10 protein-coding genes are annotated in these 12388 nt (G+C 65.2%); 7 read left to right on the top strand and 3 right to left on the bottom strand.

Annotated elements, in window-relative coordinates; genetic code table 11:
- Positions 1-76: 76 nt before the first annotated feature.
- Entirely contained in the window at positions 77-1912 is a 1836-nt protein-coding gene (locus tag HZS63_RS08920; protein WP_180683689.1) for a hypothetical protein, read from the bottom strand.
- Positions 1913-1969: 57 nt separating this feature from the next.
- Entirely contained in the window at positions 1970-2293 is a 324-nt protein-coding gene (locus tag HZS63_RS08925; protein WP_180683690.1) for a PilZ domain-containing protein, read from the bottom strand.
- A gap of 135 nt (positions 2294-2428) precedes the next feature.
- Here HZS63_RS08925 and HZS63_RS08930 point away from each other — a divergent pair, with 135 nt between their 5' ends.
- From HZS63_RS08930 to HZS63_RS08940, 3 genes are all read left to right on the top strand, one after another.
- A complete protein-coding gene (locus HZS63_RS08930; RefSeq protein ID WP_219339145.1) occupies positions 2429-3118 on the top strand; it encodes a response regulator transcription factor in 690 nt (229 codons plus the stop codon).
- A 96-nt stretch (positions 3119-3214) separates the two neighbouring features.
- Positions 3215-4306: a nucleotidyltransferase family protein gene (locus HZS63_RS08935; RefSeq protein WP_219339146.1), complete on the top strand. Its 1092-nt coding sequence runs from the start codon at positions 3215-3217 to the stop codon at positions 4304-4306.
- A gap of 155 nt (positions 4307-4461) precedes the next feature.
- Complete coding sequence (locus HZS63_RS08940) at positions 4462-5451, top strand: MBL fold metallo-hydrolase (protein WP_219339147.1); 990 nt, start codon at positions 4462-4464, stop codon at positions 5449-5451.
- Here the strand turns inward: HZS63_RS08940 and HZS63_RS08945 are convergent, their stop codons facing one another.
- Positions 5452-6564 (bottom strand): substrate-binding domain-containing protein, encoded by a 1113-nt coding sequence (locus HZS63_RS08945; protein ID WP_180683757.1) that lies wholly within the window; start codon positions 6562-6564, stop codon positions 5452-5454. It abuts the gene before it with no gap.
- 113 nt (positions 6565-6677) lie between these two features.
- Here HZS63_RS08945 and HZS63_RS08950 point away from each other — a divergent pair, with 113 nt between their 5' ends.
- From HZS63_RS08950 to HZS63_RS08965, 4 genes are all read left to right on the top strand, one after another.
- A complete protein-coding gene (locus HZS63_RS08950) occupies positions 6678-7421 on the top strand; it encodes an ABC transporter permease (RefSeq protein ID WP_180683694.1) in 744 nt (247 codons plus the stop codon).
- Positions 7418-8146, top strand: a complete 729-nt coding sequence (locus HZS63_RS08955) for an ABC transporter ATP-binding protein (RefSeq protein ID WP_180683695.1) — start codon at positions 7418-7420, stop codon at positions 8144-8146. Before HZS63_RS08950 ends, HZS63_RS08955 begins: the two co-directional genes overlap by 4 nt.
- Complete coding sequence (locus HZS63_RS08960; protein ID WP_180683696.1) at positions 8146-8946, top strand: ABC transporter substrate-binding protein; 801 nt, start codon at positions 8146-8148, stop codon at positions 8944-8946. The genes HZS63_RS08955 and HZS63_RS08960 overlap by 1 nt, the downstream gene beginning before the upstream one ends.
- Positions 8947-9165: 219 nt before the next feature.
- Positions 9166-12387, top strand: coding sequence for a response regulator (locus tag HZS63_RS08965; protein ID WP_180683697.1), 3222 nt, complete (start codon positions 9166-9168; stop codon positions 12385-12387).
- Position 12388 lies beyond the last annotated feature (1 nt).

Here is a 12388-nt window from a genome sequence, read left to right on the forward strand (position 1 = left end):
TCGGCTTGGTGTGATGAAGGCCAAGCGTAAAAAAGCCCCCTGCGGGGCAGGGGGCGTGACAGCATGAATCGGTGACTCAGGCGATGATGAAGTCGTCTGCGTTCACGGTAACGCCGATCAGTTCGAGGCTCATTTCCCAGGTGCTGGTGTCGCCATCCAGATCGATGTTCACGGTGTCCCCAGTTTGCTCGAAGCTGAAAGCGGTGGGGTCGGCGATCAGCGCTCTCAGGTCGATGGCGTCCTGCCCCTGGGTAAATCCATAGATACGGTCCGTGAAAGTGCTCCCATCGGACTGGCTGGTGGAGGTGAACACCAGTACGTCTGCGCCAGCGCCAAAGTGATACACGTCGCTGCCATGGGTGGCGTAGATGGTCGAGCCGCCGGAGCCAATCGACATCACGTCCGCATCGTTGGAGCCAGAAATGGTCAGGTAGCCGGTGTGGGCGGTGGCGTCCACGATCACGGCATCGGAGAAGGCGGGCGCGTCGCTTCCGTTTTGTCCTGTAGCGCCGCTGGTGCCAGCGGTCCCGGCCGAGCCGTCTGCACCGTCCGACCCAGTGGCGCCTGTGGCCCCGGTGGCACCAGGAGCGCCGGCCGTGCCTTGATTCCCGGGGGCGCCACCCGTGCCGCCGGCTCCGCCAGCACCGGGAGCACCGGCTTCACCGCCACTGCCGGGAGTGCCAGCGTCAGCGCCTGCGCCGCCCTGGCCGCCTTCGCCGCCTTGCCCACCCAGGATGGTCACGTCGTGACCGCCAATGATGAAGACCTTCTGAACATCGCCATTGACGATGGCGTAGGCGCCGTCACCGCCATCGCCGCCGTCGCCGCCATGGCCTCCATCACCGGCCGCGCCACCATTGCCGCCGTCACCGGCCGCGCCACCCTCGCCACCGGTGCCTCCGGCCCCACCTTGGCGGTAGATACCTCCGTCGGCGTTGGAGTTGATGCCCGAACCGCCGGTGCCGCCGGCACCGCCAGTGCCGCCGTCACCGCCGTCACCGCCGTCACCGCCATTGCCACCGGTGCCTCCATCCCCACCTGAACCGCCGGCACCGCCGTTGCCGCCCAGAATCGTGACATCGCCTTCAGTGGCGTCGATCAAGATGGCGGTGTGGCCGGCGTCGGGGTCGATGACCAAGGCCGGGGATCCATCTCCACCATTGCCGCCCGCTTCGCCTGCTTTCCCGGGTGAGCCATCGGTCCCGTCAGTGCCATTGGCACCAGCAGTCCCCGCTGAGCCCGTGCCGCCCGCCCCGGCAACGGATTGTTGATTCTGGGCTGCGGGGCCAGTGGCGCCAGTTACGCCGTTCGAACCGTTCGCCCCATCGGTGCCGTCCGTACCATGGGCACCGTTTTCGCCCGGTGCTCCATCAGCGCCTGCCACGCCGTCTTCGCCTTCGATGTTCGCTTCGCCGGCCACCACAAAGGGGTTGTCTCCCCAGGGAGGGGTATAGCCATCATCGTATTCGGCTGCCGTGTCCACCCACTTGATGCTGCCGCTGCCGTTCACGCTGGTGGCGCGCACACCAAGCGTGATGCCTTCGGGGTCAAAGCCTTGTGGTGCATCAAAGGAATAGCTTTCACCTTCCGAAATGAAAGAGGATTTGTTGGTGCCTTCCTTGCCCAGGCCGGTGCTGGAGAGTTTCAAGTAGCTGTCCCACACGATCTTCGCCGTGGTGGCGTTGCCATCGTCGTCCCACACGGTGTTGTCACCGTTCATGTTCAGGCTGTTGTCGCTCTTGGCCAGGCTGAAGCCGTCGGACGTGGCGTTGCCGTCGGAGAACCACAGGGCGTTCAGGTCGAAACTGCCCTCGAGGCTGTTGACCGTGAACTGTTGGTTCCCGGTGTCGTAAACGATGGTGAAGTGCAGGCCCGATCCCGCGGCGCCAAAAGACCATGTGTAGGTTGCCATTTCTCGAACTCCTGTGGTTGTCGAAGGCGCTCCGCCCCCTGTGGTGTGGTTAAGTGATCACTCGGCAGGCTCCAGCCGCGACGTCACGAGCTGCACGGCGATTCCCTTGCGGTTGCCATTGGGCTGCACGCGTACGACCTGGCCGCGCGCCACCAGCTTCAACGGCCCGACGGACGTTTCCAGGTGGATTTCGAAGCTCACCTCGCTGTCCAGGGGGGAGTTGCCATCCAGCTCCAACAGCACGCCTGTGGCGCTGATGTTTTTCGTCCAACCTTCGCGGCCGTCTGCCAGTCGAGCGGGGAGCTCGACGGTTTCGCGGATGCTGCTGCGGTTGTCTGAAAACATGGTCGCCAGTATGACCAGCAGGCGGATGTTCTCCATGGGCCCTGTCTGTGGTTTTCCTGTGGTTCGGCTCCCAGAAAAAGATAGGGTTGGATAGGAGGTTTGTCCTGGTACAGAGGTACTGCTATGATGATCGAAAAGAATGATCGTCCCAAATAATCCATGGAGGGTGGCTTGGCCGCTGAAGGAAAAGAAACCTGGCCTGCGCGTGTGATGCTGGTGGCCTTGCCGCTGACGGCGTGGGGGCTGGAGCGCCTGTTGTTGGCGGACCTGGAGCAGGTGTTGTGCATCGGTGCGGTGCCTTCGGTGGCGGCTGCCCTGCCGGCGCTCGACCGGCTGCAGCCCGACGTGATCGTGGTGGACCTGGACGGGGAGGACGACCCTGACGTTCTGGTTTCTCTCCACGCGCACACGGCGGCTCGGTTGTTGGCCTTGACCAGTTCCCGCCGTGAGGCGGTACACGATGCGGCGGTGCTGGCCGGTGCCCGGGGGGTGGTGCTGAAGGCCGATGACCCGGACAGCCTCTTGAAGGCGATTGCCAAAGTCCACCGCGGAGAGCTTTGGATAGACCGCCAGGCCACCGGACGCATCTTCATGGAACTGGCCCGGCAGAAGCATGCCGCGGTGAAGAATCCTGAGCGGGACCGCCTCGAGCTGCTCACCCCGCGCGAGATGCAGATGGTGGTGGCGATTGCCACCGATGCCGCCGCCCCGGGCAAGGTGCTGGCCCAGCGGCTGCACATCAGCGAAAACACCCTGCGCAACCACCTCACGTCGATCTACAGCAAGCTCGGGGTGAGCAACCGCATGGAGCTCTACGCGCTCGCGCACCGCCATGGCATGGTGTCTGGCCAGCCTGCGTGAGGGCGGTCACCGAATCGGCATGCCGATCGGGTACAGTGGCGACGATTGCATACTTTCCTATGGGCGCAATGCCCACGACGACCAATGGCCAAAGGCATGATTCTGGCCGCGGGACAGGGCACCCGCGTGCGACCGCTTACCAAAGACCTGCCCAAACCGATGGTGCCCATCCTGGGCAAGCCGGTGATGGAATACCTGATCGAGCATCTGGCGCGGCACGGCATCACCCAGATCATGGTGAACGTGGCCTACAACCACCGCAAAATCGAGGAGTATTTTCGTGATGGGCGTCGCTGGGGGGTGGAGATCGGCTATTCCTACGAAGGCGTGTACGACCATGGCGACATCCTGCCGCGTCCCCTGGGTTCGGCCGGTGGCATGCGCCACATTCAGGACAACAGCGGCTTTTTCGACGACACCACGATGGTCCTCTGCGGCGATGCGCTGATCGACTTGGACATTGGCGCAGCGCTGGAGGAACACCGGGCCAAGGGCGCGCTGGCGAGTGTGGTCACGCTGGACGTGCCGCGCGACCAGGTGAGCAACTACGGCATCGTGGTGGCCGACGAGCAGGGCAAGGTACGCTCGTTCCAGGAAAAACCCAGTCCCGAAGCGGCGCGGTCCACGCTGGCCAGCACAGGCATCTATATTTTCGAGCCGTCGGCCCTGGACCTCATTCCTTCCGGGCAGGTGTTCGACATCGGCAGCCAGCTCTTTCCCCTGCTGGTGGAGAAGGATCTGCCTTTCTATGCCCAGAGTCGCCCGTTTCACTGGATCGACATCGGCCGGGTAAGCGATTACTGGTCGGTTCTGCAACGGGTGCTCAAGGGCGAAATCGACCAGATGCGCATGCCGGGCACCGAGGTCAGGCCCGGGGTGTGGGTGGGGCTGAACACCCGGGTGGATTGGAATACGGTGCACATTCAGGGCCCGGTGTATCTGGGCTCCAGTGTGCGGCTGGAGCCGGGGTCTGCCATCATCGGGCCGGCATGGATCGGACACGGCTGCCACGTACGGGCCGGCTCCCGGGTGGAGCGCAGTGTGCTGTTCGAGTACACCCGCATCGGGGCGGGCATGCTTTTCCAGGACATGATCGTCTCGCCCAGTTATTGCGTGGATCGCCTGGGCAACGCCACCTACGTGGGCGACGACCGATTTCCGCTGCGCTGGGGCGACGCCCGGGCCTGATCGACAGGGCCTGCCGCCGGTTTTGACTTTTCCGGAGCGGAAGGCCACAATGAACATCATTTTTCAATGATGTACGAATGTTTGGACTGAGAAATTCCACATCCGCCTCGCCGAGGTCGCCGTCGCTCAAGGGCTGGAGTCGGCGTCGCTGGCTCATGGCCGCCACGGGCACGGCTGTCGTGGCAGGTGGCTTGGCGGCCATGCCCGAGGTGCGGCTGTTTGCCCAGCAGGTGCAGGATTTCATCGAGGGCCCGCCGGTGCCGGACATCCAGCCGCAGCGCCTGTCCGAGCATGTGTGGATGATCTACGCCAAGGACGGTTTCCCCACCCCGGAAAACCAGGGCATGATGGCCAATGTGGTGTTCGTGGTCACGGATGCCGGGGTGGTGGTGCTGGACAGCGGCGGCTCGCTGCAGATCGGCGAGATGGCGATCCGCATGATTCGCCAGGTCACGCCGCAGCCGGTGGTGGCCGTCTTCAACAGCCACTACCACGGCGATCACTGGCTGGGCAACCACGCTTTCGCGAACGTTTATGGGTCGGATCTGCCCATCTACTCGCTGGCGCACAACATCGAGCAAATCCAAGGGGTACAAGGCAACCTGTGGCGCAGCCTCATGGAACGCTGGACCAACCAGGCCACGCTGGGCACGAAAGTGGTGGCTCCGAACCGGGAGGTGGAACACGGGCAGAGCTTCCGATTCGGCAACGTGACGCTGAACATGCACCATTACGGCACGGCCCACACGCCGTCGGACCTGAGTGTGGAGGTGCTGCCCGACCGCGTGACCTATGTGGGCGACGTGGCCATGGATAACCGCATCGCCAACATGGACGATGGCTCCTACGTGGGCACCTTCAAGTATTACGAGGCACTCACCCAGGCCGCGGGTGATCAGCTCTGGTTGCCGGGCCACGGCCGCCCGAGCCGCACACTGCTGAAAGACTATGGCGAATTCATGGCCGGCATCTACGAGCCCGCCCTCAAGGCCGTGGAGGACGGCCACGGCGTGGAGGTGGCACGCGCCAACGTGCTGAAGGACCCGCGCGTCGCCAAGCGCGCGCCCACCATGCTGGGTTTTGAGAGCAATATCGGCAAGTACGTGAGTCTGGCCTATCTGGAAGCGGAAAAGGTCGCGTTCTGATCAGCTCGCTGCTGCTGTTGCACGCCGGCGCTCAAAAGTCCACCAGGGCAGCACTGCACGCATCGCACGCACTTGGCCACTCGCTTCGGGGGTATAGCCCGGCAGTTTGGCGAGCTGGCTCTGCCAGGCCGCACGGGCCAGCACCTGCCGCAAGGCCAGCACGGCAGGTTGGTCGATGGCCGACTTCAGGCAGGCCAGGTGGTAGCTTTCGGTGACCAGCGGCAGGAAGTCCAGTCCATGTGCCCTTGCTGCGGCTTCGGTGCCCAGCCCGGCATCGGCATGGCCGCTGGCCACGGCCAGGGCAACCGCGCTGTGCGAAGGCTCGCAGCGGTCGTAGCCGTGGATTTGTGCTGGCCGCAGCCCTTGCTCAGCCAGCAACTCGTCCAGCAGCACCCGGGTGCCCGCACCGGGGGCGCGGTTGACGAAGCGCAGCTTCCAGGCAGCGAGCCGTTTCAGACCGTCGATGCGCCTCGGGTTGCCCGGGGCCAGCATCAGGCCTTGGGTGCGCCGGGCGAAGCCGATCAGCTTGTGCAAGCCCGGCTGCAGCAGGGGTTGGTAGGTGCGCGCGGTGAGGCTGCCGGGGGCCGGGCGCTCGCGGGTGTGAAACCCCGCCAGAACACAGCGCCCTTCATTGAGGGCACGGATCGCGTCCACGCTGCCGCAGAAGCGGATGTCCAGGTGCAGCCTTGCGTGGGCCGAGGCGTAGGTCTGCAGGAGGGGTAGCGCGTCGTCGTGGCTGGCGTGCAGGCTGAGCACGTGGGCCTCGGGGTCGAAGGCCAGGGCCAGCGTGCGTTCCAGTTCGGCACGCAAGGTTTCGATCTGTGGTGCCAGGCGTGCCTGCGCCAGCTGCTCGGTCCACAACAGCTTGTCGGCGAAGGGGGTGAGCCGGGCGGCCTGTCCCCGCTCCCACACGATGAGCGGCTGACCCAGCGTCGCCTCCCAGTTTTTGAGTTCCCCCCAGACGTGCCGGTAGGACAGCCCCAGCTCCCGCGCCGCGGCGGAAATGGAGCCCCGGGTCCGTACCGCCAGCAGCAAGGCGATGAGGTCGTTGTGGATCCGGGCCTCGGCCGGACGTTCAGACTGCAGGCGGTAGCTCAGGTGGATCTTGCGCATGGCGTGAGTGTGCCGCAAGGCTCGGATCGAGCGGAATGGCGTATGCATGCGCATGCATAACTCGACAGTCCGCAGTGCGCAAGGCCGCCTTTGCCCCTAGGATGCCACTGCGCATGAACACCTTCACCGAAAGCTTTCAAACCGCGCTGATGTTGATCGGCTCCTTCGACCCCGGGCTGTGGGCCGTGGTGCGCCGGTCGTTGGCGGTCAGCGGATTGGCCACACTGCTGGCCTGCGCGGTCGGCATGTTCGCCGGTGCCTGGCTGGGCGTGGCCCGGTTTCGTGGCCGGGGCGCGGTGGTCATCTTGCTCAACACGGCGCTGGCGGTGCCGGCCGTGGTGGTGGGGCTGGTGGTGTATCTGCTGTTGTCGCGCTCGGGGCCGCTCGGGTTTCTGGGCTGGCTGTTCAGCTTCCAGGCCATGGTGCTGGCGCAGACGTTGCTGGTGTTGCCGATTGCCATGGCTTTGACCCGTCAGGTGATCGAGGACGCGGAGCGCCAGCACGGTGAACAGTTGGCCTCTCTGGGCGCAGGAACGGGGACTCGGGCCCTGTTGCTCGCCTGGGACGAGCGTTATGCCCTGCTGACGGTGCTGCTGGCGGCGTTTGGCCGCGCCATCGCCGAAGTGGGCGCGGTGATGATCGTAGGCGGCAACATCGACGGCTTTACCCGGGTGATGACCACGGCCATTGCCCTGGAAACCAGCAAGGGCGATCTGCCCATGGCCCTCGGGCTCGGGCTGGTGCTGCTCGCGGTGGTGCTGCTGCTCAATGCGCTGGTGGCCGGCATACGGCGCTGGCGCGAGCGTGCCGACAGTGGTGCCCAGGCGGCACAGGCCGGGCAGGCGGTGCTGGCATGACGGCGCTGTTCGAGTGGCGGGGCGTGGATGTGCGACTGGGCGGCAATGGCCAGGTGCACGCGCTCAGGAACGTGTCGTTGCGGATTGCACCGGGCGAGCGGGTGGCGGTGATCGGTCCCAACGGCAGTGGCAAGAGCACGCTGCTGCGGGCCCTGCACGGTCTGGTTCGGGTATCGGCGGGGCAGGCAATGGCACAGCCGCGAACCGGGCCCCACGCGGTCCGGCAGGCCATGCTGTTCCAGCGACCGTTTCTGTTGCGGCTCAGTGCGCTGCACAACATCCGGCTGGGGCTGTGGCTGGCCGGGAACCACACCTGGAGGCAGACGCGGGCTCCCGCTTGGGAGGCCCTGGAGCGGGTGGGGCTGGCCGACGTGGCGGACCGCAATGGCCGGGCGCTGTCCGGTGGGCAGCAACAACGGCTGGCGCTGGCGCGGGCCTGGGCCCTCAAGCCACAGGTATGGCTGCTGGACGAGCCCACCGCCAGTCTGGATCCACACGCCAAGCGCGACGTGGAGCAACTGATGGCCTCCTTCGCGCAGGAGCCGGGGGCGACCATGGTGTTCAGCAGCCACAACCTCGGACAGGTGAAGCGGCTGGCCCAGCGGGTGCTGTATTTGGAAAGCGGTCAACTGCTGGCCGATCTACCGGTCGAACGGTTTTTCAACGAGTCGGTGCTGCAGGCGGTCAGTCCGCAGGCGCTGGCTTTCATCAAAGGAGAAGTGTGATGCTCAAGAAATTGTCATGGGTTTTGGGTACGCTGCTGGTGGCTGTGGCCGTCCAGGTGCAGGCGCAATCGATCGTGGTGGCTTCCACCACATCCACCGAACAGTCGGGGTTGTTTGGTCACATCCTGCCTCGGTTCAAACAGGCCACAGGCATCGACGTGAAGGTGGTGGCGCTGGGCACCGGCCAGGCTATCGACATGGCGCGCCGAGGCGATGCCGATGTGCTGTTCGTGCACGACAAGGCCGCCGAAGAGAAGTTCGTCGCCGAGGGTTTCGGTGTCAAGCGGTTTGACGTGATGTACAACGACTTCGTGCTCGTGGGCCCCAAGGCCGATCCGGCGGGGGTCAAGGGCAATGACATCGTGGTGGCCTTTCAAAAGCTGGCCGCAGCCAACGCACCTTTCGTCTCTCGCGGCGACAAGAGTGGCACGCATGCCGCCGAACTGCGCTTCTGGAAAATGACGCCCGATGAAGCCAACAAGGGCAGTGGCTACAGGGAGTGTGGCTGCGGCATGGGTCCGGCGCTGAACATGGCGTCCTCATCCAACGCCTATGTGCTGACCGACCGCGGCACCTGGCTGAGCTTCAGGAACCGGGGCGACCTGACCGTGCTGGTCGAAGGTGACCAGCGCCTCTTCAACCAGTACGGGGTGATGCTGGTGAACGCGGCCAAGCATCCCCATGTGAAGACGGCCGATGGCCAGACATTCGTGGACTGGGTGATCGGTCCTGAAGGCCAGGCTGCCATTGCCTCCTACAAGGTGGGCGGTGAGCCGCTGTTCTTCCCAAACGCCCGCTGAGCCTGGGGTTGCCCGCACGGCTTGCTTTTGTGCCGCCGCAGCTTGTGATAAGGTGACATCCACGATGTCTTTCCACCCGGCGATGGCGGGGGGATGCATCGAGGGGGACCCACATGCACACCGATCGTCGGCCCGCTGCGGAGCCATTTCAATCCAGTCGTTTTCAGTGGATGCCCATGCCCCCCGTGGAGCACGGGGGCGCGCCGCCGGAGGCCTGACATGGCCCGTTGCCTGGCCTGGTGGGGGCTGGCCGGTGCGCTGTGGCTGGCCGGTTGCGGTGCCTTCGATGCCGCCACCAACCAGCGCGTGGTGCGCGTGGGCTTGTACCAGAATGCTCCCAAGGTCTATTCGGACGAACAGGGCAAGCCGGCAGGCCTGTTTCCGGAGCTCCTCGACGCCATCGCCCAGCGCGAGCGCTGGCGCCTCCATTACGTGCCTTGCGAATGGGCCGACTGCCTGCGCCAGTTGGAAGAGGGCACCATCGATCTCATGCCCGACGTCGCCTTCTCGGCCGAGCGGGCGCAGCGGTTCGATTTTCATCAAGTCTCGGTGGCCAACAGCTGGTCACAGGTCTATGCGCATCCCGACCTGCGCGTGCAGACCCTCTCCGACCTGACGGCGCGCCGCATTGCGGTGTTGGAAGGGGGTATCCAGCAGCATTTCCTGGGACAGTTGTTGACCGCCAGCGGCATTCCCTATCAAGCGGTTCCCGTGGGTTCGCTGGATGAAGGCTATCGGGCGGTGCGGGACGGGCGGGCCGACGCCGTGGTCACCAACAGCTTTTTTGCCATACGCAATGGCCAGATGTACCGGCTCGGCGAGACCCCCATCGTGTTCCTGCCGTCTTCCCTGTATGTCGCGGCCCCGAAAGGCCGCCATGCCGACCTCCTCGCGGCGATCGACCGCCACATCAGTGCCTGGCGCAGTGACGCGAATTCGATCTACTACGACGCGATGCGCCGTACCATGGCATCGCCCACGGCTACCTCCACGCCGGACTGGGTGGGCTGGTCGCTGACCACACTCCTGGGTGTGCTGCTGTTCCTCGGGGGGGCGACCCTGATGCTGCGCAGCAAGGTTCAGCGGCGCACCCGTCGGCTCGTGGAAACGCTGGAGATCCTGCGCCAGGAGCGGGCCAATCTGGAGCAGGTGGTGGCCGAGCGGACGGCGCAACTGCGCGCAGCCAAGGAAGAAGCGGAGGCGCTTTCCCGCGCCAAGAGCGACTTTCTGGCCGTGATGAGTCACGAGATCCGCACCCCGATGAATGCCATTCTGGGTATGCTCTATCTTGCGCTCAAGCGAGATCTGGATGCTTCCCTGCGTGATCAGTTGACCAAGGCGCAAGGCGCGGCGCGTTCCCTGCTGGGCATCATCAACGACATCCTGGACATCTCCAAGATCGAGGCCGGCAAGCTGGAGATCGAGCAGGTCGAGTTCGGCCTGGATTCGGTGCTGGAGCAGCTGACCGATGCCATCGGCTACCAGGCCGAGCAGAAGGGGATCGAGTTCCTCATCCGTTACGACCCCGCCATTCCCCATCGGCTCATTGGCGACCCCTTGCGGCTGGGCCAGGTGCTGCTCAACCTGTGTGGCAATGCGGTCAAGTTCACCGATGAAGGCGAGGTGGAACTCGCTTTCCAGCAAATCGACAGCGGGGAGGCTGGCATCCAGGTACAGGTGTGTGTGCGCGATTCGGGCATTGGCATGACACCGGACGTGCAACGCCGCCTGTTCGAGAAATTCACCCAGGCCGATCAATCCACCACGCGGCGTTTCGGTGGCACCGGCTTGGGGTTGGCGATTTCGCGCCATCTGGTCGAACTCATGGGTGGCCGGATTTGGGTGGAGGATTCCCGTACCGGGCAGGGCACCACCATGTGCTTTACTGTCCGGTTGCAGGTGCCCAAGGCGTCGCGCGAGCACCAGATGGCGTTGCGGGAACAGGTGGGCCCCTTGTTGCGGGGCGTGCGCGTGCTGGTGGTGGACGACAACCAGGTCTCGCGCGAGATCCTGACCGAGATGCTGCGCTTTTTCCACGTGGATGTGGCCGGGGTGCCCGGTGGGCCGCCAGCGATCGACTTGCTGCGGGTGGCCTGTCCACCCTATGACCTGGTGCTCATGGACTGGCGCATGCCCGGCATGAACGGCGATGAAGTGGCGCAACGTATCCACCAGGATGCTGCGATCCGCACACAGCCCCGCATCGTCATGGTCACGGCCTACGGGCGCGAGGAGGTGATCCGTCAGCTCGAGCAGGTGGGGGTGGACGGCATCCTCATCAAGCCGGTGTCTCCGTCCACGCTGCTGGACACCGTTTTGTCGGTGCTGGGGCGGGGGCGCATCTTCGAGCGGCGCAGCTCCGCGGCCCAGGTGCCGGACATGCACGCCGGTGGCCGGTTGGCCGGCGCTCGGGTGTTGTTAGTCGAGGACAACGACATCAACCGGGAATTCGCCGTCGAGCTCCTGCACAGTGAAGGCTTGGTGGTGGAGGAGGCGGTCAACGGCCAGCAGGCGCTGGAAAAGGTGCAACAGCACGACTATGACGCGGTGTTGATGGACATCCAGATGCCGGTCATGGACGGTCTGGAAGCCACCCGCCGCATCCGAGCCCTGTCGGCGCAAGAAGGGGGCGAGCGGTACGCCCGGCTGCCCATCATCGCCATGACCGCGCTTGCCATGGCCAGTGATGCCGAACGCGCCCGCGCCGCCGGGATGAACGATCACGTGACCAAGCCGATCGAACCCGGTCACTTGTTTGCCGCCCTGTTGCGGGCGGTCCAGATGCCGGTGGTGTCTGATGAAGGGCCTGACCGGCTGGCGGCAGCGCCTTCCACGGCCCCCGAGCCGCTGATGCAGAGTCTGACCGGCCTCACCAGCCTGGACGTGCACGGCGGGGTGCGGCGCATCGGCGGAAGGGTGGATGCCTATCTCAAACAGCTGCGACGTTTCCGGGAGAACCACCACGAGGCGGTCGATATCCTGCGCCAGAAGATCGCTGCCGGGGACCTGCAGGCGGCCGAGGCGTACTGCCATGCGCTCAAAGGCGTGACCGGCAATCTGGGGGCCACCAGGGTCTTTCTGGCGCTGGATGCGATTGATCAACCTCTCAAGGCTGCCCAAGTGCCGACCGATGCGGCGCTGGCGTCGTTGCAGGCGGCCATCGAAGCGCTGTTGGCCGACATCGACAGTCTGCAACGCCCAGCCCCACCGCCCGTACAGACCACCCGGCTCGAAGGTGCGGCCCTGCGTGCCCATCTGGATCGCCTGTCTCGAGCATTGGAGTACGATTTAGGGGCCGTGGAACCCCTGCTGGCCGAGTTGCAGGCGGGGGTGGCCGGTACCCCGCTGGAGGAGCCGGTCGCCTCGATCACAGCGTTGGTCGATGTGTTCGAGATCGACGCCGCCCAGGAGCGCCTGCGCGCGCTGTCCAACCAAGTCTGAG

This window comes from Tepidicella baoligensis (assembly GCF_013432195.1).
In the GTDB taxonomy this organism is placed as follows: domain Bacteria; phylum Pseudomonadota; class Gammaproteobacteria; order Burkholderiales; family Burkholderiaceae_C; genus Tepidicella; species Tepidicella baoligensis.

Excerpts from the sequence above, each read along its gene's own strand:
- HZS63_RS08955 (WP_180683695.1), top strand. The coding sequence starts at position 7,418 with ATGACGGCGCTGTTCGAGTGGCGGGGCGTGGATGTGCGACTGGGCGGC.
- HZS63_RS08960 (WP_180683696.1), top strand. The coding sequence starts at position 8,146 with ATGCTCAAGAAATTGTCATGGGTTTTGGGTACGCTGCTGGTGGCTGTG.
- HZS63_RS08945 (WP_180683757.1), bottom strand. The coding sequence starts at position 6,564 with ATGCGCAAGATCCACCTGAGCTACCGCCTGCAGTCTGAACGTCCGGCC.
- HZS63_RS08965 (WP_180683697.1), top strand. The coding sequence starts at position 9,166 with ATGGCCCGTTGCCTGGCCTGGTGGGGGCTGGCCGGTGCGCTGTGGCTG.
- HZS63_RS08935 (WP_219339146.1), top strand. The coding sequence starts at position 3,215 with ATGATTCTGGCCGCGGGACAGGGCACCCGCGTGCGACCGCTTACCAAA.
- HZS63_RS08950 (WP_180683694.1), top strand. The coding sequence starts at position 6,678 with ATGAACACCTTCACCGAAAGCTTTCAAACCGCGCTGATGTTGATCGGC.
- HZS63_RS08940 (WP_219339147.1), top strand. The coding sequence starts at position 4,462 with ATGGCCGCCACGGGCACGGCTGTCGTGGCAGGTGGCTTGGCGGCCATG.
- HZS63_RS08920 (WP_180683689.1), bottom strand. The coding sequence starts at position 1,912 with ATGGCAACCTACACATGGTCTTTTGGCGCCGCGGGATCGGGCCTGCAC.
- HZS63_RS08925 (WP_180683690.1), bottom strand. The coding sequence starts at position 2,293 with ATGGAGAACATCCGCCTGCTGGTCATACTGGCGACCATGTTTTCAGAC.